15 protein-coding genes are annotated in these 20,930 nt (G+C 56.1%); 14 read left to right on the top strand and 1 reads right to left on the bottom strand.

Features of this window, described 5'->3' with window-relative positions; genetic code table 11:
• The first annotated feature begins 121 nt into the window (after nucleotides 1-121).
• From D3P08_RS05345 to D3P08_RS05335, 3 genes are read left to right on the top strand one after another with little or no spacing between them, the layout of a single operon-like run.
• Nucleotides 122-1,936 carry a sensor histidine kinase gene (locus tag D3P08_RS05345; protein WP_119598397.1) on the top strand — a complete coding sequence of 605 codons (1,815 nt, stop codon included), beginning with the start codon at nucleotides 122-124 and terminating at the stop codon, nucleotides 1,934-1,936.
• Nucleotides 1,914-3,395, top strand: coding sequence for a response regulator (locus D3P08_RS05340; protein ID WP_119598396.1), 1,482 nt, complete (start codon nucleotides 1,914-1,916; stop codon nucleotides 3,393-3,395). The genes D3P08_RS05345 and D3P08_RS05340 overlap by 23 nt, the downstream gene beginning before the upstream one ends.
• Complete coding sequence (locus D3P08_RS05335) at nucleotides 3,392-4,705, top strand: ABC transporter substrate-binding protein (protein ID WP_119598395.1); 1,314 nt, start codon at nucleotides 3,392-3,394, stop codon at nucleotides 4,703-4,705. Before D3P08_RS05340 ends, D3P08_RS05335 begins: the two co-directional genes overlap by 4 nt.
• A gap of 19 nt (nucleotides 4,706-4,724) precedes the next feature.
• Here D3P08_RS05335 and D3P08_RS05330 read toward each other — a convergent pair whose 3' ends face one another.
• On the bottom strand, nucleotides 4,725-5,249 hold the full coding sequence (locus D3P08_RS05330) for a hypothetical protein (RefSeq protein WP_119598394.1): 525 nt from the start codon (nucleotides 5,247-5,249) through the stop codon (nucleotides 4,725-4,727).
• 287 nt (nucleotides 5,250-5,536) lie between these two features.
• Here D3P08_RS05330 and D3P08_RS05325 point away from each other — a divergent pair, with 287 nt between their 5' ends.
• From D3P08_RS05325 to D3P08_RS05275, 11 genes are all read left to right on the top strand, one after another.
• Nucleotides 5,537-6,892, top strand: a complete 1,356-nt coding sequence (locus D3P08_RS05325; protein ID WP_119598393.1) for an ABC transporter substrate-binding protein — start codon at nucleotides 5,537-5,539, stop codon at nucleotides 6,890-6,892.
• A 74-nt stretch (nucleotides 6,893-6,966) separates the two neighbouring features.
• The gene (locus D3P08_RS05320; RefSeq protein WP_119598392.1) at nucleotides 6,967-7,848 is read left to right on the top strand and encodes a carbohydrate ABC transporter permease; all 882 of its coding nucleotides are present in this window, start codon (nucleotides 6,967-6,969) and stop codon (nucleotides 7,846-7,848) included.
• Complete coding sequence (locus D3P08_RS05315) at nucleotides 7,845-8,681, top strand: carbohydrate ABC transporter permease (protein ID WP_119598391.1); 837 nt, start codon at nucleotides 7,845-7,847, stop codon at nucleotides 8,679-8,681. The genes D3P08_RS05320 and D3P08_RS05315 overlap by 4 nt, the downstream gene beginning before the upstream one ends.
• A gap of 315 nt (nucleotides 8,682-8,996) precedes the next feature.
• Nucleotides 8,997-11,270: a helix-turn-helix domain-containing protein gene (locus D3P08_RS05310; protein WP_119598390.1), complete on the top strand. Its 2,274-nt coding sequence runs from the start codon at nucleotides 8,997-8,999 to the stop codon at nucleotides 11,268-11,270.
• Nucleotides 11,271-11,653: 383 nt separating this feature from the next.
• Complete coding sequence (locus D3P08_RS05305) at nucleotides 11,654-13,273, top strand: extracellular solute-binding protein (RefSeq protein WP_119598591.1); 1,620 nt, start codon at nucleotides 11,654-11,656, stop codon at nucleotides 13,271-13,273.
• Between the two features lie 84 nt (nucleotides 13,274-13,357).
• On the top strand, nucleotides 13,358-14,260 hold the full coding sequence (locus D3P08_RS05300) for an ABC transporter permease (RefSeq protein WP_119598590.1): 903 nt from the start codon (nucleotides 13,358-13,360) through the stop codon (nucleotides 14,258-14,260).
• A 30-nt stretch (nucleotides 14,261-14,290) separates the two neighbouring features.
• On the top strand, nucleotides 14,291-15,166 hold the full coding sequence (locus D3P08_RS05295) for a carbohydrate ABC transporter permease (protein ID WP_119598389.1): 876 nt from the start codon (nucleotides 14,291-14,293) through the stop codon (nucleotides 15,164-15,166).
• Between the two features lie 44 nt (nucleotides 15,167-15,210).
• Nucleotides 15,211-16,161, top strand: a complete 951-nt coding sequence (locus D3P08_RS05290) for a sugar phosphate isomerase/epimerase family protein (RefSeq protein ID WP_119598388.1) — start codon at nucleotides 15,211-15,213, stop codon at nucleotides 16,159-16,161.
• A 5-nt stretch (nucleotides 16,162-16,166) separates the two neighbouring features.
• Complete coding sequence (locus tag D3P08_RS05285; protein ID WP_119598387.1) at nucleotides 16,167-16,859, top strand: hypothetical protein; 693 nt, start codon at nucleotides 16,167-16,169, stop codon at nucleotides 16,857-16,859.
• Between the two features lie 6 nt (nucleotides 16,860-16,865).
• Complete coding sequence (locus tag D3P08_RS05280) at nucleotides 16,866-18,623, top strand: prenyltransferase/squalene oxidase repeat-containing protein (protein ID WP_119598386.1); 1,758 nt, start codon at nucleotides 16,866-16,868, stop codon at nucleotides 18,621-18,623.
• Entirely contained in the window at nucleotides 18,620-20,860 is a 2,241-nt protein-coding gene (locus D3P08_RS05275; protein WP_119598385.1) for a glycoside hydrolase family 88/105 protein, read from the top strand. Before D3P08_RS05280 ends, D3P08_RS05275 begins: the two co-directional genes overlap by 4 nt.
• The last annotated feature ends 70 nt before the right edge of the window (nucleotides 20,861-20,930 follow it).

Genomic DNA, 20,930 nt, shown 5'->3' with positions numbered 1-20,930 from the left:
TATACTGGACGAAACGAGCCCCATTCCCTGTATCCGGCCGCTGTCTGCACGCGGGCCGGGCGTAGGGAATGTTTCGTTTCCATAGGTCTCTTCCATTATTAACCTGCAAAGGAAGTTTGCCATGAAGCTGGGTGTTCTCCGCAATTTATCGGGCGTGCTGCGCCAATCCCGCATCCGGCGAAGATTTCTGGCCGCCATGATTCTGGTGGCGCTGCCGCCCCTCATTATACTTGGTTATGTGTCGTACAATATCGCCAAAGATACGCTTGTGGACAACCATATCGAACGCAACGCCGGTCATCTGCGTACCGCGAGCGAAGTGGCCGATCTGTTATTTCGCAATATCATTAACATGAACCGCATCATTCTGTCCAACGATGAATTAAGGGAGCAGTTGATCGCGAGCGGGTCGAACGATGGCGGCAAACAGGATTTTCTCGATGTGCGTACGGCCAACAAGCTTCAGAACATTGTCGTCACCAACTTGTTCGATACCCAAAATATCGACTCCATCTGTTTGTTCGACCGTAATTTCCGCTCTGTCTGCTACGGCAGATCCGAGCAGGCCGGCAAATACGGGACGGACGAGACGCGTAAGGCGATCGCGGGAACGGATTGGTACGACCGGGCGGTTCGGGCGAAAGGGAAGGAAGTATTTTTCGGCTACAACGTGCTTGGCAGCTCGGCGGACGGCGAATCGTTCTCCAGCGTAAAGCTGCTGCGCGACCCGAACAGCCTGACGTCCGGCATGATCGGCCTGCTTGTCATCAATATCAAATCGTCGATTTTCGATCAAGCGGTAAGCGGCAGCGGGCAGAACGGCTTCCTCGTCATGGACGCCGCTCATGAACCGGAGCCGGTCGCGGTCTATGATCTGACGCCTGATTTGACGGCAAGCATTGGTCTCGGCCAGACGTTAGAGGAGACGGTGCGCAGGCTGGAGGATGCGGATTACATCGTCAGTCAGTTCACGAACGCAACAACAGGCTGGCGTTTTATTCACTACGTAGAAATGAAAACGCTGTTAAGCCAATCGGACCGCATCGGCGCGATTACGCTTCTCATATCGGCGCTAATGGCCGGGGCGGCGCTGCTGGTCTCTTATTTCGTATCCGGCACGGTTACCCGTCCGCTGCTGCAGCTGAAGAAAATGATCGTGGACTGGGCGACGGGCAGTCCTTCAAACGATGAGCCGGCAGGCGAGCCTTTTCCCGCAGACGAGGTAGGCGTCATTGGCGCGACCTTCCGCCGGATTACGTTCGCCAACCAGCAGCTAAGCGAAAGGCTTCTGGAGTCCGAGCTTAAGGAGAAGGAAGCGGAGCTGCGTTCGCTGCAGGCGCAGATCAAACCCCATTTTCTGTATAATACGCTGGATTCGATTTATTTCATGGCGCTCCTGGAGGAGAAGAAGGACATTGCGCAGATGGCTTTGTCGCTCTCCGAGAGCTTCAAGCTGAGCTTGAACAAGGGAAGGGAGCTGATCCCCGTATTTAAGGAGCTTAAGCATATCGAGCACTATATGATTATCCAGAATATGCGCTACGACAACCGCTTCCGCTACGTGGAGGAAGTCGACGAGGAAATCAAGGTGTACGAGATGATGAAGCTGCTGCTTCAGCCGCTTGTGGAGAATGCCATGTATCACGGGCTGGAGCCCAAAGTCGGCGAAGGCATGATCCGGCTCACCGGGCGCAGGGACGGCGATTATCTCGTATTCACCGTGTCGGACGATGGAGTCGGTATGGAAGATATCGCGAAGACCGAGCAAGGCTACGGCATCCGGAACGTCCGCGAGCGGCTAGCACTGTATTACGGCGAAGAAAGCTCGTTCCATATTCGAAGCAATCCGGGCGAGGGAACGTACATCGAACTGAGATTTCCTCATCGTGGGAGAAGGGGGGTGGATTCCGATCATGCTGAAAGCGGTGTTGTTTGACGATGAACATATCGTGATCAAAGGGCTGGCGAAGCTGATCGTGTGGTCGGAGTGCGGGGTCGAGCTCGTCGCGACCGCGCAGGACGGTCTGTCCGCGCTGGAGGCGATCCGCACGCACAAGCCGGATATCGTCATGACGGATATAAGGATGCCCGGCATCGACGGCCTTGAGCTGATTCGGACGATCCGGGAAGAAGCCCCGGAGACGGCTTGCATCGTATTCAGCGGCTATAACGAATTCGATTACGTCAAGAAGGCGATTCAATTAGGCGTTATCGACTATTTGGAGAAGCCGATCACGCTGGATAAAATTCGGGAGGGCATCGGGAAGGCTGTCGACCGCATACGGGAGAGATCTGAGATGACCAAGCTCAAGGAACAGCGCAAGAAGGATCTTCTGGAAGAGGCCGCGTTAAATCTGCTTCTTTACGGCGACGAAGCTGCGTTGTCGGCATGGATGGAGCAATTCGGCGAGGACGCGCGGCGAGTGTCGGCAGTAACCGTGCTGGCCGTTTCCGATGAACGGTTCCGGCTGGAGGACGGCGAATTTTACCGGACGGTTCATATCCGAAACGGACGCGAGAACTTGTTGGCGCTGTTTCATTTCGAACCCTTACGCGACGACTGGCAGCGGCAGCTTTCCCATTTGAATGGCTTGACGGTGGGATCCGGCCGAACCTACCGGTCGCTCGGCGATGCCGCCAGAAGCTACAAGGAAGCGCTGCGTGCGCTGCGTTACGGCAAGTATCTAGAGGGAACGGGCTGGATTTCCTTCGAGGAGCTGGGAGATCCGCATGCTATTCAGCCGGATGTCACGGAGAAGGAGGAGGAGCTGCTTTTCGATCTCAGGCTAGGCGAGAAGGAAGGCTTCATGACTAAGCTTGACGAGCTTCTCGAATCGTTCAAATCAAGCGCCGTCGATCCGGACGTGGCCGAGATCGAGCTGCTTCGGATCGTTCTGCAGTGCGCGGATGCGGCCAAGGAAACGGGCGGAAATATGGCCGAGCTGATCCCTCAGGGCTATGCTCCGCAGCGCGAGCTCCGTGACGCGCAGACCAGGGGAGAAGCGGCGGGTTGGCTTAGGGAGGAGCTGGAGCGGATTATCGACTGGGTCGTCGCCGTGCGCCAGCGCTCCAAGCATTCGGCGGTCGAGAAGGCGCTGCGCTACATGGAAGAGCATTACGGCAGGGATCTCACGCAGCAAGAAGTGGCGGATTACGTCCAGATGAACGTTACGTACTTCAGCCTGCTGTTCAAGGAACAGATGGGGCTCTCCTACATTAAGTATTTGACCAAAATCCGGATGGAGAAGGCGAAGGAGCTGTTGGCCGAAGGCGTCCCGATTCAGACGATCAGCGAACGGGTGGGTTATTACCACGCCCGCCATTTCGCGGAAGTGTTCAAGAAGCATACCGGGCTTACACCGGGCCAATTCCGGACAAAGGGGATCGGAACATGAGAGGATGGGCATCGGCGGCATGCAAGCTTCCGCTAATGGTCGCCGTTCTCCTCCTGCTTGCCTCCTGCAGCCAAGCTGACGGGCTGGAGCGGCCGCATGAGATGAACGAGACGAAGGTTCTCTATTTATCTTCGAACAAGGAGCAAGAGGGAAGCGCGAGAATTATAAGCCAATTGTCGAGGGAGTATGAGGCGGAAACGGCGGGGTTCACCTACGAATTCGAGAATGTGGCGGAGAGCGACCTGTCCCAGCGCGTGCAGCTGCTGGCGGCGAGCAACGATCTGCCGGTGTTGTTCAGCTATCAGTCGGGGAAGCCGCTGATCGATATGATTCGAAGCGACGCGCTCTTGGACCTCGAGGACACGTTCGAGGAGCTTGGCATTCTGGGCAAGCTGAGTCCGGCCGCAGTGGAGTTGCTCAAGGCATACGCGAACGGAGAAGGGCTGTACGCGCTTCCGCTCGAGCTGAATATCGAAGGCTTCTGGTATAACAAACGTATTTTCGGCGAATATGGCATCGAAGTTCCGAAGACGTGGACCGACATGCTGGCGGCGGCGGAGAAGCTGCATGCGAACGGCGTTCAGCCGTTTGCGGTAGCCGGCAAGGACAAATGGCCGATCACGCGTTTAATAAACGCATACGCTATCAGGGTATACGGCGCGGACGTCATGGAACGGGTAGACAAGGGGGAGGTGTCCTTGACGAGCCGGGGCTTCGTCGAGGCGGCGGAAACGGTGCAGCGGATGGGGCTCAGCGGCTACTTCGGTCCCCGAGTCAATACGGTGGACATGGCGTCTTCCGTCGACGCGTTCCTACAGGGAAGAGCCGCGATGTTCTATATGGGGAGCTGGCAGCTCCGAGCGTTCAACGACGAGACCCAGAACCGGATCGGCGAGGACAGCATCGGGTTTTTCAGCATTCCGCTTGTAGAAGGCGGGAGCGGAACGCTGGACGAATACCCGGTCAACGCGGGTCTGACAACCTCATTCTCGAAGGCCGCTTATACGCCGGAGGTCGGCAAGTGGATGAAGTTCGTATTTGAGCGGTACGGTGAACGCGCAATGAGCGAGCTTGGAATGATCACGGGTTTTCAGGTCGACCATATGCCTGCCGATTTGCCTCCCCTGACCAAGCTGGTGCAGGAGAAAATCAACGAAGTGAGCAGGGCGGCGCTTTGGTTCGAGGCGCGGTTCGATACGAACGCTCAGCTCCTTGCCTGGGATCAGGCCCAGCTGCTGGTCACGGACGAGTCGTACGAGCCGCTGCAATATTTGACTGCGCTGCAAACGCAGCTCGACCGTGAACGATAAATAAAACTCGGTTTATCGGTCACCTAGCTTTTTCGCGGCGGAATATTTTCAGCTCGTACGGATCGTCCTCTTCTTTGGTTTCACGGCTCACCGAGCTTTCTTGCCATACTTGATACCCGTACAACAGTAACGCAATGCCGAGCATGATGAGGAATAGCTGCCAATGGGCGATATTCTCGAGCCTGTAAAATCCGGCGCGCTCAAACAAAGGGTCCATGATGAATTGAAAAGCCCCGTCGACCGCTATATTGGCGAGAATAAAGAGCCAGAACTTATGGAACGCGAGCTTAAATATCCAAAGGGTGCCGACCATAAAGAAGCCATAAACATAAGCGGTGTTGGTGATATACCCCCAAGGAACGATGATCGCTTTATCGAAAATGATCCACCAATGAAACGCGTGCGCGATTTCAAACACGATGGTTACGAGCAGCGCCCCCAGAATGGATACCGGCAAAAATCTCCGGATGGAAGCCGGTTTCAACAAAACCAACGAAATCCAAGGAATAATGAGCATCCCCCACATTAACGCATTGGCATACATGGTATCCCTCCTACTCAGCTATGATCTCAGCATCCGCTACGAGCTGGAAAATTATGCGTCGAATGAAGCGGAAAAAACGAGAATCGGGAAGCTCGGGTGAAGAAGCGGCAGTTTAGGACGTTCAGGTCGTCCTAAACCGCCGCTGTTTTTTTGTAAGAGTGTACCCCCGCTATCCCGAAAAATGCGGTATCCAGACAAAAAATGACGCGCTTATGGGATCGCGGAAACCGCTTTAGAATAGGAAATGTAGCAGCAAGTACACGACTTATTCACAGGGGGTATATTCAATGAAGTTTCTGAAACGCAAGACGTTCGCCGCAGTTCTCGCTTCGACGCTTCTCGTTCTGGGAGCCTGCTCCTCGAACACAACCAATTCGAACTCGCAAGGCGCATCGAACAATCCTGGCGCGTCGAACGAGCCGGCCGCTACGGCAAGCGCCGATCCGGTTACGCTGACGATGCTCGTTTCGGGCGCGAAGGCGGCGGTAGGCGAAGATTTCGAGCTCGAGACTTTGCCAAGACTAGTAAAAGAGAAATTCCCGAACGTCACGCTTGAGGTGCAGAAGCTGCCGGATGAGCAGTATTACACGTCCGTGAAGACAAAGCTCGCGGCAGGCGAAGGACCGGACATTTTCCTTGTCTTCCCGAACATGGCGAACATGGGCGCAATCGAAGTAGCGAAAGCCGGCTACGCCGCGGACCTGTCCGGGATGAGCTTCTGGGACCGCGTCAGCGAATCGGCCAAAAACGACATGAGCTATGAAGGCAAGCCGTACGCGGTAGCCAAAGGAATGGATATTCTCGGGGCCTACTATAACAAGTCACTATTCGAGCAGGCGGGCATCACGGAAGTGCCGAAGGATTGGCCGAGCTTCCTCGCGGCCGCGGAGAAGCTGAAGGCTGCGGGCATTACGCCGATCGTGATGGGCGATAAAGATCCGTGGGTCATCCAGTTCGGCATGTACCAGCTTTCGGCGAACAGCGTATATCCTTCCGATCCGGACTTCGACAAGAAGCTGCAAACCGGCGAAACTGCGCTTACGGATGAGAAATGGGTAAAGACCATTAATCAATACAAAGAGCTGTACGACAAAGGCTATGTAGCAAGCGGATCTTTGGGCATGGCGAGCGCGCAGGCGATGCAGCAGTTCGTTGACGGCAAGGCTGCCATGATCTTCACGGGCACCTGGGATCTTCCGGGCGTGACGGCGGCAGGCGCGTCCGAATTCGAGCGCGGTTTCTTCTCGCTGCCGGGCAACGATGCCGGTCAGCCGGTCTACACATCCGCGGCGACGGCAGCAGGCTACGCGCTGAACGCTAACTCCAAAAATCTCGAGGTCGGCAAACAAATTTTCGAATACCTGTATGACGGCGAATCCCCGTTGTTCCAGGCTTGGGTCGAGTCGAATCCGTCCATCAGCGTGTTCAGCGGCGTCGAGCTCAAAAACGCGATTTTCCAGGACGTTTTGACGAACATTCAGGAGACGGGCAACGCATTCTACTTCTCTAACCAAATGTGGCCCGCAGGCGTGAGCGACGTCATGCAGTCCAAGTTCTCCGAAATTATCGGAGGCAAGAGCACGACGGCGGAGGATGTGGCGAAGGCGATGCAGGATAAGTATACGGAGCTGTACAAAGAATAGAGGATTCCTTTCTCCGGGGACGGCCTGCGAGGCCTCCCCGGAATGATAAGGAATGAGGAAGGGATCGAATCAACATGAACAGTGCGGTCATGAAAAAAGCGATGTATCTTTTTGTGCTGCCGGCTCTCCTATTTTATTGCATCTTCTGGATATTTCCGATTCTTAAGCTATTCCAATACAGCTTGACGGATTACAACGGCTATGTGCAGAGCTTCGACTACGTCGGCTTCGACAACTTCAAACAGTTATTCGGGGAAGAGATCTTGGGAGCTTCCATCAAAAATACGCTGGCGTATACCGCCATTACGGTCGTGCTGGGCAATGCGATTGCGTTAGCGCTGGCCATCCTTTTAAATGCGAATATTCGTGCCAAAGGGTTTTACCGTTCGGCTTTTTATATTCCCACTTTGTTCAGCGCCATTGTCGTCGGATTCATCTGGAGCTACGTGTATATGCCCGGAGACGGGCTGATTGCTTCGTTCTTCGCCAAGGTCGGGCTGGGAGGCTTGGACACGAACTTCCTCGGCAGCTACTCGAAAGCTCTTTATTCGATTATCGCGGTCGATATCTGGAAGAACATCGGAACAAGCGTCATCATCTTCCTTGCAGGCTTGCAGACAGTCCCGAACGAGCTGCTGGAAGCGGGCAAAATCGACGGCGCCGGCCGCTGGAAGCTGTTCCGGTTCATTACGCTTCCGATGCTGGCTACCTCAGTGACGATCAATATTACGCTGAGCGTCATTAACGGCCTGAAGGCGTTCGACTTCCCATTCGTCATGACGAACGGCGGACCGGGCATTTCGACCAACACGTTGATTTATGCGATGTACAAAATGGCTTTTACCGACCAGCTCTTCGGTAAAGCGTCGGCACTCGGTCTGATCTCGTTCGCGATCATTATCGCCATTACGGTCGTTTGCGTGCTTACGCTTAACAAGAAGGAGGTATCGGCATGACGAACGAATCCCGCGTAAAACGGCTATCGACGCATGCGATCCTGCTGGCGCTTGTGTTCATCAATCTCGTTCCGCTTCTTATCGTACTGTCCAGCTCGCTTCGGTCGCCGCGCAATATGACGAATCCGCTGAACTGGTTCAACGAATTTACGCTTGAGAGCTTCGAATCGGCTTATACGCGGATGCACTTTCCGGTTGCGCTGTGGAACAGCGTCGTACTTACGGTCGTATCGGTCGCATTCGTCGTCCTGTTCGCGGCGATGGCTGCCTATCCAATGGCTAGAATCAAGAGCAGAACAAGCAAATTTCTTTATCTGTTTTTTTTGGCGGGACTTGTTGTCCCCGGACAAATGGTGCTCATACCGGTCATCCAGATGATTAAAGGACTCGGCATTCCGCTCGGCCAATACACGCCGATTCTCATGTTCATTACCTGCAGCTTGCCGTTCTCCACTTTCCTATACACCGGTTTTATTCGCAGCGGGGTGCCGGAGGAAGTCGAGGAGGCCGCTTATATCGACGGAGCGGGCTTGTTCAAGCGGTTCTGGCAAATCGTGTTCCCGTTATTGCTGCCGGTAACCGTCTCCGTCATCATCACGCAGGGCGTCTGGATCTGGAACGACTACTTCTTCAACATGGTATTCATTACGAAAGCGCTCGACGCGCCGCTTCCTGTCGCTATGTTAGGCTTCCTTGGTGACCAGCAGAACCCGGCGCAATGGAATGTGCTGTTCGCCGCTTGTATTTTATGCGCGCTGCCGCTCCTGGTCATGTTCTTCGCCCTTCAGAAATATTTTGTCGGCGGACTGACGATGGGCTCGGTAAAAGGATAATAACTGTAGAACCGAAGGCTGGCCAGATTACATCTGGCCAGCCTTCTTTTGCTCCGCTCACTTTGCCAAAACGTGTGAGGCTAAAGCAAATGGATTCGCGATGATAATGGAAGCTGAGCTGGCGCAATTCATAGGCGTTCTTTACCCGCTACCAGAATGTAATACCGGCGAATGGAATTAGTCCCTGAAACATGTACCGATTAAAGTGGAGCCGTGCTACAATACATATAACGAAGGTTAACCGCTTAACTCAACAATGCTAAATACTTATGTTAACGCTTACATGCTGATTTCGGTCACGGCGGGAGGTTGATTATGTTTAAGTTGAACAACTGGTATTTAAGGCTGCTCGTTTCCTATTTTCCAATTTTGGTGCTCACCGTGTCCATGATCATTTTTTTGTCGTTCATCGCGGTGAATGAAGTGTCAAGGTCCGAGACGGCCAAAGCGGACCGCATCACAACCGGCTACGTGGTAGACAGCATCGAACGTGCGGTGCGCGATATCGAATTTGTCGTGCTCGACGAAGTCGCCGCGAATGCGAGCTATAACGCGTTCCTCTCCGGATCGTCCGCTACGAACGACAGATACGGCGTCGTCCAAAGCTTACGTTCGCTCGTCGAGGACAGCGATTTTCTCGAATCGGTCTATTTGTACAGACAGTCCGACGATACCGTGCTGACGGCAAGCGGGCAGACCGAGCTGTCGGCATTCGGCGACCGGGCATTCATTGAGGAAGCGAAGGAAAACCGTAGTTATCAGGGCTGGTCGGCGAGCCGGGAGTTCCGCGAGTTCGAAGGGCTGGAGCCCGTTCGGGTTATCTCGATGCATAAGCAGACTCCACTGCCCTTCGGCAAGGATGGCATGCTGGTTATTAACGTCAACTTGTATGAGGTGGAGCAATTCATCGGCAGTATGACGAATCACCAGGTATCTTTTATGAGGATTACCGATTCGGCGAAGCAGAGCATTTATCCCGGCGGGAGCGCAGCGGACGACGCCGGCGGCGACGTGCTGACGACGGTCTCCTCGCCCGTGCTCGGCTGGACGTTCGAAAGCGGCATTCAAGCCGGACAGCTGCTGGGATGGGTATCGGTCGTTTCGTACGTATGGGTTGTTATAGCTGTACTGACTGTCGCCGCCGCGATCGTTTACATCGTATGGGTGACGCGCCGCAATTACAAGCCGATTCGGCTTATGATGAACCGGATTCAAGCCCTTCAGCTGCGGAGCAGCGACGGAGGCGCGGTCCGGATGGACGATCTGACGATGATTGACCGCGCGCTTGAAAACTTGATCGTGCAGTCGCGGGACTACGAGAAGGAGCAGCGCGAAAGCGCGCTGCTTCAGCGAAGACAGCTGTTCAACGAGCTTCTAAGCGGACTGCGCAGCGAGTCCGTGACGAAGCGGATGCGCGCGCTGAATCTTCTCCCGAGCTCCGGCCGATATGCGGTTATGGTCGTCAAGCTGAACCGGTACGACGATTTCCAAGCGGAGAATACGCTTAACGAACAGAATGTATTAAAATTTGCGCTTGGCAACGTGCTTCAGGAGCTGGCGCATAATGAAGGCTTGCAGGGCTTTGGCGAATGGACGGGACCGGACCGAATAACGTTCGTGTTCGGCGTTCCGGATGCGGGCGCTCCGATGCCGGACCGGTTGCGCCATACGGCACTTGTCGCGCGGAAGTGGGTAGGGGAGCATTTACGCTTCTTGTTATCGATCGGCATCGGCTCGATCGTGGACGACTGGAGCCGAATCGGTCAATCCCATCGCGATGCCCTGTCGGGCATGGAATACCTGTATGCCATCGGGCAGGGGGGCATAACGTTCAGCGGTGATATTCCGGTTAGCAAGCCGGGCGGATTGCTTCCGTACATGCAGCTCTGCACCGACTGCGTTCAGGAGTTCCGTATGACGAACGAAAGCTGGCGGGATACTTACGACCAGTTATTCAAAAGGCTTGGCGTAGATAAGCTTCGGGATGAGGATATCCATTCGTTAACGGAGCTCCTCCTGCAAATGCTCAGCCGCGAGCTGAAGCATTTGTCGGATGAGCTGAACGAATGTCTCGAAGACAACCGGATGTCCGCGCAGCTGGCGAAGCTGAAGGATGCGTCTTCGCTGACGGAGCTGAAGGAGCGGCTGTTCGATTATATGTCCGATATTTTCGATACGTACATGGCGATCAGCCAAGCCAAAAGCTACAAAACGATGATTGCCGAAATCCGGGCGTATATTCAGGACAATTTCGCGGACCCGGATTTGTCCCTGAAGCATTTAAGCGACCGGTTTCAAATTTCGGGCAAGTACGCCAGCTACCTGTTCAAGCTGGAGTACGACATGAAGTTCGTCGATTTCCTCGTGCAGCTGCGGATGCGGGAGGCCGAACGCCTGCTGGCTGAGACGGAGGAAACCGTCCAGCATATCGCGCTTCAGGTCGGTTACGCGAATTCGATTACGTTCGGACGGGTATTCAAACGGACGACCGGCGTAACGCCCGGCGAATTCCGCAAGCTGAAGATGCGTCCCTCCACGCTGGCTTTGGGTATGAAGGGAAATCAAGAAGATGTCGTTACGGATGTGTGACACGATAGGTGAATGAGTTCATGACAGCGGCAGTCCGAATCGCGCCTTATGTTCGGGAAGCCGCTGCCTTTATTTCAACGGGAAGAATACGGTTTATCGCTGGAATCGGCTTTATAATTGCGATTTTGCTAAACGGTTTATATCGGGAAAACGATCTATTCTACCCGGGAAAACCCAGTCGTATCAACGGTTCGGAGCAACTGTTTGCCGCGGCGAAACTGGTTTATTGTCTTCGCGACGTAAGCCGTGCCATACTGAGGCCACTTCCCGATCACGGAACGCAAGCGGCGATTGGAAGCGTATTCAACGACAAGGGTCGAAGCCCGCCGCCGCACCCGTTAGCAGGAAGCCACTTATCCGGAAGAAAGAGGGGTTGGAATCGAATGGTTAAAGCTGCAAAAGGAAAAAAGAAGGCCATCGCTCTGCTGGCGCTCACTCTCGTCTCTACGATGCTGTTCAGCGCATGCAGCGGCGGCGGCAACGGAAACGCGCAAAACAATAAAGAAAACGGGGGCGAAGCCGCCGCCGGCAATCCGGTTACGCTTAAGGTCGAAGTATTCGACCGGGGGAACTCCCCTTCCGGTTTGTCCATTACCGATAATTATTTGACGAACTTCGTTCAGGACAACTTCGGAACGCCTAATAACATCACAATGGAATTCGTGCCGGTTCCGCGCTCGGAAGAGGTGCAGAAGCTTAACGTGCTGATGGCAAGCGGCAGCGACGTGCCGGACATCGTGTTTACGTACGATTCGGGCACGTTCTACCGCTACGCGCAGCAAGGCGGCTTGACGGAGCTCGGCGAGCTGCTCGATCAGCACGGACCGAACTTGAAGGCGTTCCTGGGCGAAGAAACGCTTGCTTACGGCGAGTTCGAGGGGAAACAGTTCGCGCTTCCGGCGAAGCGGGCGCATCTGGGCAAATATTCCTCGTTCATCCGTCAGGACTGGCTGGATAAGCTCGGTCTTCCGGTGCCTGCAACGACCGAAGAGCTGTATAACACGCTGAAAGCCTTTAAGGAACAAGATCCGGGGCAAACCGGCGGCAAAGTGATCCCGCTCGGCATGGCGCTTGCGCCGGCCCAATACGAACCGCTGATCTGGTCGTTTATCCAGCCTCATTCGGAAGAGGAGCGCTATACGCTGACGCAGCAGCTTGGCTCGCGGGATTACCCGACGCTGCTGCCGGGCTTTAAGGATGCGCTGGCCTTCATGAACAAGCTGTATAACGAAGGGCTGATGAGCGCCGACTTCGGCTTGGACGAAGACAAGAAAAAGCTGAACGAGGACGCGGCGAACGGGCTCGTCGGATTTTTCAGCGAGGACGACATGAACCCGTTCTACCCGGACGGATTGTACGCGACGCTTCAGAAGAACGTGCCGGGCGCGAAGCTGTCCGCGGTCGACGTGTACTCGAACGCCGAAGGCAAACATCCGAAGCCGGAATACGCGCCGGTCGGATTATACATCATGATCCCGAAAAGCAGCGAGCGCGCGGTGGAAGCGATTAAATATTTGGACTGGATGGCTTCGGGCGACAACCTGCTTCATATGCAAAATGGCGTGGAGGGCGAAAACTATACCCTTCAGAACGGCATTCCCGTCGTAAAAGCCGATGCTCCCGAGGATGTGAAAAACCGCATCTATAACCAAGGCGATATGGCGATCATCTCGAACGGCAAGCAGCTTGGCGATTCGGAGAAAAACGTCGAGGCGTACGTGTACGGCATGCCGGAAGCGTTCCATGAAGAGACGCGCCGCGCGCTGACGGTGTCCAGAAGCGATACGATCAAGCCGGTCAGATTCGACCGTCCGATCGAAGCCCAAGGCAAGTACGGCACAGGCTTGCTGGATAAGTTCCACGAGATCATCGTGAAGACGACAATGGCAAAGCCGGACCAATTCGAGAGCGTTTACGAAACGGCGATGAAGGACTATATGGCCAATGGCGGCCAAGCGATATTGGATGAACGCAAGAAGGCATATGAGGCTATGAACAAATAAATAGACGGCGTCAAGCGGCTCGGAGACGGAGATTGCACACTTTCGTCTCCGGGCATGAACGTAAGCGGACAGGGGTGGATGACATTGAAAGGGACCTCGTATTTGCGAAGATATTGGCAATTGTATGCGCTGCTTATTTTACCGGTCAGTTACTTCATTATTTTCAAGTACGGCCCGATGTACGGCATTATTATCGCGTTCAAGGATTTTAACTTCTTCCAAGGCATAGGCGGCAGCGAGTGGATCGGATTCGACGGGTTCAGAGAAGTGTTCGCGATGCCGGACTTTTATAAGACGCTGCGCAATACGTTCATGCTGAATTTTTTTGATTTGCTCGTCTCGTTCCCGGCTCCGCTCATTCTGGCCATCATGCTGTACGAACTGAAGTTCGCCTGGTTCAAGAAGCTGTCCCAAACGATATTGTACATCCCGCATTTTATTTCCTGGGTCATAATCGGCGGCATCGTCTACCAGGTGTTCGGCACGCAGTCCGGCATGATCAACAATATCGTGGTTTCGCTCGGGTTCGAGGCGATACCGTTTCTTACGGATAAAAAGGATTGGCTGATTACCTATCTGGCCGTCGGGGTCTGGCAAAGCGCCGGTTGGGGGACGATTATTTATTTGGCGGCTCTTACAGGTATTAATAGAGAGCTGTTCGAAGCGGCTGAGGTCGATGGCGCCGGCCGAATGCGGAAAATATGGAGCATTACGCTGCCGTCGCTGAAGCCTACGATCGTGACGCTGCTCATTATCAATTTGGGCCATATGATCTCCATCGGATTCGAACGTCCTTACATTATCGGCAATACCGCCGTCCGGGATTATTCGGATGTGCTCAGCACCTTCGTGTACCGCATGGGCATCGAGTCGGGCCAATACACGCTCGCAACGGTCGTCGGGCTGTTCCAGGCGGTTGTGGGGCTGATCTTCGTGCTCGGAGCGAACTATGCGTCCAAAAAATTGGCGGATCAAAGCATTTTATAACGATCGAAAACGAGAAGGGAGCGTTTAGACATGAGAGAGCAACAAGCCAGCCGGACATTCGACGTCGTCAACACGACCGCAATCTTCTTATTCGTGCTGCTGTGTCTGGCTCCGTTTATCCATATAGTTGCGGTCTCCTTAAGCTCCGCGAGGGCCATCATGTCCGGCGAAGTCAGCCTGATTCCGGTCGAGCTGAACTGGAACGCCTACAAGCAGGTATTCTCCGATATGTCGATGATGCGCTCGCTCGGATTTACGGTGATGATGACGGTGCTGTTCACCGTCATGTGCATGTTCATGTCGATTACGGCCGCTTATCCGCTGGCCAAAACAAAGCTGAAAGGCCGCAAGCCGGTCATGTTCATTATCGTCATTACGATGTTTTTCAGCGGCGGCATCATTCCGGAATATATGCTCGTCCGTAATCTGGGGCTGCTGGATTCGGTATGGGCGCTCGTGCTGCCGGGGCTGATCAGTCCGTTTTATTTGATTATTTTAATTACGTTTTTTCAGAATATTCCGGATTCTCTGGAGGAATCGGCGGAGATCGACGGCAGCTCGCATTTCCGGACGCTGGTCAGCATCATCATTCCGTTGTCGCTGCCCGTTATCGCCACGCTTAGCCTGTTCTATGCGGTCGGACGCTGGAACGGCTTCACCGACACGCTGATGTACATTACCAGTCCAGAGATGTATCCGCTTCAGCTGAAGCTGTATCAGCTGGTTCAGAACAATATGGTCAGCGAGCTGATGCAGATGGAGGGCGCGACCGGGCAGTCGATGCTGCAGCCGGAAAGCTTGAAGGCGGCAAGCGTCATCTTCGCGACCGTGCCGATCTTGATTGTTTATCCGTGGCTTCAGCGGTATTTCGTCAGCGGCGTAATGCTTGGAGCGGTCAAAGGGTAATTGCAGAAAAGCGGCGGTTCGCCGTCATTTGCCGGGAGGGGCTTATGGGAAGAGACAAAGGAATTTATTCATTCTCGACGTGCTGGAATATTAAGCGGCATCATACGGGCAGCGGCATGATCGGCGAAATCCGGGAGCTGGGCTTCCGCTATGTCGAGCTGAACTATAACGTAACGCAGGAGCTGCTGTCCACGATCGAACCGATGATCGAGCGGGGAGAAATCGGCGTATCGAGCGTCCATAATACGTTTCCGCACGTGGCGGATCCCGATTATGGGACGGATTCCGTCCTGCTCGGCTTCGACGACGAGGAGAAGAGGCAGCGCGCAATCGAGCTGCTGATCCGTTCCGCGGAATACGCGAACCGGTATGGGGCGAAGGCGGTTGTCGTCCATCCGGGCGAGGTGCCGTTCGACTATAACATCGATCAGGAGCTTAAGCGGCTGTACCGCGAGCAAGGTCCAGACTCAGCCGATTACGCGAAGCTGTGGAGCGAAATGCTGGAACGCAGGGAATCGATGGCCGAAACCTACTTGCGCCGAATCGGCGACAGCCTAGAGGACGTATGCGACCGGATCGAAGCCAAGGGCTGGGACGTGTCAATCGGCATCGAAACGAGGTCGCGCTGCTACCAGATGCCGACGCTGCTCGAGGCGAAATCGGTGTTTGACCGGCTGCAGGGGGCGAGAGTCGGGCTGTGGTACGACTTCGGCCACGGCATGATGATGGAGCGGATGGGGCTTTACGATAACGCGCGGGATATGGAGGCGATTAAAAACAATGTGGTCGGCATACACATCCATGAAACGGTTGGTTTGTCTGATCATTGGTGTCCTTACGTGCACAGCGGCGACATGAGCTACTTCGACCGTTTCCTCCCGATTATAGCGGCTGCGCCCGTGAAGGTATATGAGCTGAAAGCGGCATGCACCCCGGATGAGATCGAGCGGAGCCATGAGCTGCTGCTTGCGAAGCTGTCCGCATACGGAGCATAGACGCGATGGATATGAAACGGTTGGCGGCTTATGCTCCGCTGCTCTATTTCGACAGGAACGAACCGTTCTATCCGGTGCGGGTAGGCGTCACCGTGCTGCGGAACGGGGACCGGTCGCCTTCCTTCCGCCGTTTATTGGAATGGACGAATGCTTCGATCGAGCACGTGATCGAATTCGCGATTTATTGGGATTACGACATTCAGCATTTATATGAACTGGAGCATGTATGGGTGTACGTGGCCAAGGACGGCTCCGTCGCCGATGCGGAGGCAAGCTTTCACGGCAAATATTTGAAGGCGCTGCTCCCCGACCGCTCGAACCTTGCGGATCGGACGGTGACGCTTTATTCGCAGCCGGGCAAACATGCGTTATCGCCGCTTCCGATCCTCTTCGAGCTGCTGCCGGACGCGAGAACCGCGACGGACCGGGAAGCGGGCCGCGACGGACTAACGCTGCCGGATTGGTATAAGGCGCGGAGTCGGTATGACGAGGAGACGAACCGGTTAGTCCGCCGTTATCTGCAGGCCTATCACCGGTTCGTCCCGGCGTTCGAATACGTCCCTTACGAGCTGGCGGCGAATGAGCAATTGTTCATTGCGTGGAATGCGCTATATGAGGAAATACCGGAGCGAATCGAAGCGGAGCTGGCCGCTGTTAAGCGTACGCTTGCCGGCATGAAGGAACTAGGGGAAGGATGATCGATCATGTACAAAAAGCTGGTTTCCGTCAACGACAGCTGGGTCGCGCCGGGAATCGACCATCAAATTATGGACGCCGGCAGCCGCTTTTATGGAGGCGTGGCCGATCCGGACACCGGCGTCGCGTGGCCGAGCCACACAGGCACGCTGACGGTGATGGCGGTATGGGGATGCGCGCTCGTCGGGGAGCAATCTGCGTTTTATCATGACGAGCGGCTGCTCGGCCGGCTCGAGCTGGCGGCCGACTTCATCGTCCGTCATCAGCACGAGGACGGTACGATCTCGCCGGGCTGGACGAATATGCATTCGCCGCCGGACACGGCTTTCGCCGTCGTCGGGCTGGCCCAGCTTCACGAGCTGCTGGAGAAGCATGAATGGCCGGTGCTTGCGCGAGTCCGCTCGGGCATCAGGCAATTTCTCGAGCGGTCGGCGCCGGCGCTTCTGACGGGCGGCTGCCATACGCCTAATCACCGCTGGGTGCTGTCGGCCGCGCTCGCGTTCCTGCACAAGCTGACCGGCGACGAACGGCTGACCGCTCGCGCCGGGGAATGGCTTGCGGAAGGGATCGATTGCACGGAGGACGGCGAATGGACGGAGCGCAGCAACGGCATCTACAACGGCGTCAGCGATGTGATGCTGTACCATGCGGCTGTTCTGCTTGAAAGGCCGGAGCTGCTGGAGCCGATCCGCCGGAATCTGCGGATGATGGCGTATTTGATTCATCCGGACGGCGAGGTCGTGACGGATTATTCCGGGAGACAGGATTTCGGCCATAAGCACGATATGTCCGGTTATTTTCTCGTTGCCAGCCTGATGGCTCATCGCGACCGGGATCCGCTGTTCGCCGCTTTAGCGGAGCTGGCTTGCGGTGCGCTACGGCATCCCGGAGCGATTCCGAACAACGGGCTGCTCGGTTTCCTGCTTCAGCCGGAGCTGCAATCGCCTGTCGTGGAGCCGTGCGGTCTGCCGGACAACTACCGGATCGTCATCAATGGGCAGTTCGAGAGGCAGCAGTATCTGGACCGGATGGAGTCGGCCGGCCATGGCGGACGCATCTATCATAGCCGGCTGCATCCCGATTTCGGCGCCCCGGTCGCCCGCGAGAGACAGGATCTAACGAGTATGACGATCATGACGGAGACAGGCTCGTTCCTTGCGCTCCGGCATGGCGCGGCGAAGCTGCTCGGGGTGCTGGTCAGCAGCTCGTTTGAGCCCGGGTTCGTCAAGATGAACGTGCTCGAGCAGCTCGAAGAAGGTTACCGCTTGTCGGGCAAAGAGTCGAAAGGCTATTACGGGCCGATTGCGGCCGACCGGCTGCCCGAATCGGCGAAGGGAGCGGTCAGCCCTTGGTATCTGCTGCCGCATCAGCTGCGCGAAGTCACGCACCTGCAGCATCATCATGTGCAAGTCGAGCTGCGCAAGGCGGACGATGGCTGGCAGCTTCGCGTTCGATGCGGCATGCCGGATGTGCTGCTGACCCAAGTCGCCTTCGTCTTCGGCAGAGAAGGCTCGTTCGAAGGAGGCGAGCTGGCTTCGGCTGAAGCGGGCACGCAGTTTTGGAAGGGCGGTACGGTCCGCTATTCGGCCGGCGGCGATTGGATCGAGCTGGACGGAGGCGCGCACGAGCATGGAGTCAGATCGATCCGTGGCGCCGCGTTCCCTGCGGATTGTCAGACGCTGGTCGTCAACCTGCTCACGCCGTATGACCGGACGTTTCATCTGCGGCTCTCGCCGGCGCCAGCTAACAGGGGGGATGAAGGATGAGTGCGCATATGGAAACGCGGGAAAGCGCAAGGTACGCGTTCGGCGATGACGAACGCCGCATCCTGGAGCTGCTGGCCTCCCGCTATATCGGCGCTAATCCGCCGGTACCGTTTGCCTACCGCGCTTTCTCGCGGCTCGGCATTTTGCAGAATGAAGAAGGCTTATACGAGATGGAGCTGGCTTCCCGGCTGCCGGAGGCGGCCAGCGGCGACTACGCGTATGCGTACGGGCTCGTATGGAGCGACAATGAACGCTCGATCGATTGCGTGCTGGAGCCGTTTGGCCCGATTAAGCTGTACCTGAACGACAACCTGCTGTTCCGGACGTCCGCGGTGGAAGAGATGAAGCCGGATGCGCGCGTGATCATTCCGACTGTGCTCGCGAAAGGGTGGAACCGGATATTAATTGAAGCTAGACGGACCCCCGCGGGCTTCGGCTGCCGATTCGGCGCCGACGAAGCGAAGGTGCGAATTTTGAATGTGCTGTCTCCCTTCGCGGAACGGGCGGGATGCGCCGGCTGGGTCTATTCGGCCCCGCTCAAGAAGCCTTGTTACGGGGAAGGCGCTTTTCCGGACGAGCGGCAATCGGAATCGGTCACCGGCATCAATTGGCTGCCCCGTAGGAAATGGACGAAAGAGGAAGCGTCGCGTCCGAGCCTCGAGCGGATATTTGGCCGGCCGGAAGCGCCGGTTGCCGGTTACGGCTGGACCCGGCTGCCTTCAGGTTTGCAGTCCGTCGAACTGGAAGGACGCGTATATGGGCCTTCTGCGATTTGGATCGAAGGAGAGCTGGTGCTGGAGCTTGCCGAAGCGGGACCTTTCCGGCTGAAGCTGGCGTCCGGCAAGGACGGCGGGAATGTGCTGATCCGCACGGTATGCGGTTCGCAAGGCTGGGGCTTTGAGCTTCAGGCTGTTGCGGGCGGCAAGCCGCTGGCGTGGGAGCCGCCCGTGCAGGTGCACGGCTATGACGGGGCATGGTTATACGCCGGGCCGGTAGCGGCGGATGCCGAGCTTCGCGCACCCGACGTTTGCCGAACGTCCGCGCTGCTGCCGGCCGTGGGGCTGAACGGAGCTGCTGCCGGCTTCGCTTATTGGGAGCTGGACGCGCCGCAAGCCCGCCTGCGTCCTTACTACGAGAACGCCATGCTGAGCAATAAATGGACGACGGGCGCCGCCACTAATTTCGGGCGGTGGGACTATCCGCTCGGCGTCACGATGTACGGTCTTCTCCGTACGGCGCGGGAGCTGAACCGGACCGACTTGTCCGAGTACGCGCTGCGGCATATCAGGAGCTGCACGGATATGTACGACTACGCGTTATGGGATCGCGCCGAATACGGCTTTCCGAGCGTCAATCATCAGCTGGTTTTAATTCGGATGCTCGACAACTGCGGATCGTTCGGGTCCGCGATGCTTGAGGCTCATCTATTAGAGGGGGACGATACGTTCCTGCGCATCGCGGACAGAATTGCCGATTTTATGCTGAACAGGCTGGAGCGGAGAGAGGACGGCGCCTTCTACCGGCTAAGCGAAGGCGAATACTTCGACAACACCATGTGGGCGGACGATCTGTACATGAGCGCGCCGTTTCTGACAAGGTACGCCGTGATAACGGGGAAGCGAGAGGCGATGGACGAGGCGTCCAGGCAATTTCTACTGTTCCGCAAATATCTGTTCATGGAAGACGAACGGATAATGTCGCATGTGTACGATTTCAAGTACGGCCAAGCGACGAGAGTGCCATGGGGTCGGGGGAACGGCTGGGTCCTGTTTTCCTTGACGGAGCTGCTCGAGCATCTGCCGCTCGGACACCCAGACCGCGGGGCTCTGCTAAGCTTCTATCGGGAGATGTGCGCGGGTGTGGCTGCGCTGCAAAGCGATTCGGGATTATGGCGGCAAGTGCTGAACGAGCCGGAGGCCTACGAGGAAGCGTCGTGCACGGCCATGTTCGCGTACGCCTTCGCCCGAGGCGTTCGTTTCGGCTGGCTGACGGACGGGGAGCGCTACGCGGAGAAAGCGCGGAAGGCATGGAGAGGATTAACGGGCTGCGCCATCGACCGAGGGGGGAACGTCCACGGCGTTTGCAGCGGGTCTCGGTACTCCTTCTCGCCGGATTATTATATGTACGATCTGCGGACCGTCGTTAACGACAATCACGGCATCGGGATCATGATGCTGGCGGGCGTGGAGATCAGCAGCCTCAGAACGGCGTTGGAGTCCCATGCTCTGCAGACGTAATCCTGCACGACATTGCACTCTATGTCGTATCCTTACTTCGTGTTTGTAAGCCAGGCGTTTTGATGTGAAG

It is taken from the genome of Paenibacillus nanensis (assembly GCF_003583765.1).
Classification (GTDB): Bacteria; Bacillota; Bacilli; order Paenibacillales; family Paenibacillaceae; genus Pristimantibacillus; species Pristimantibacillus nanensis.
Note: the sequence above shows the minus strand (reverse complement) of the source record. Positions and strands in the feature narration are given on the sequence as shown.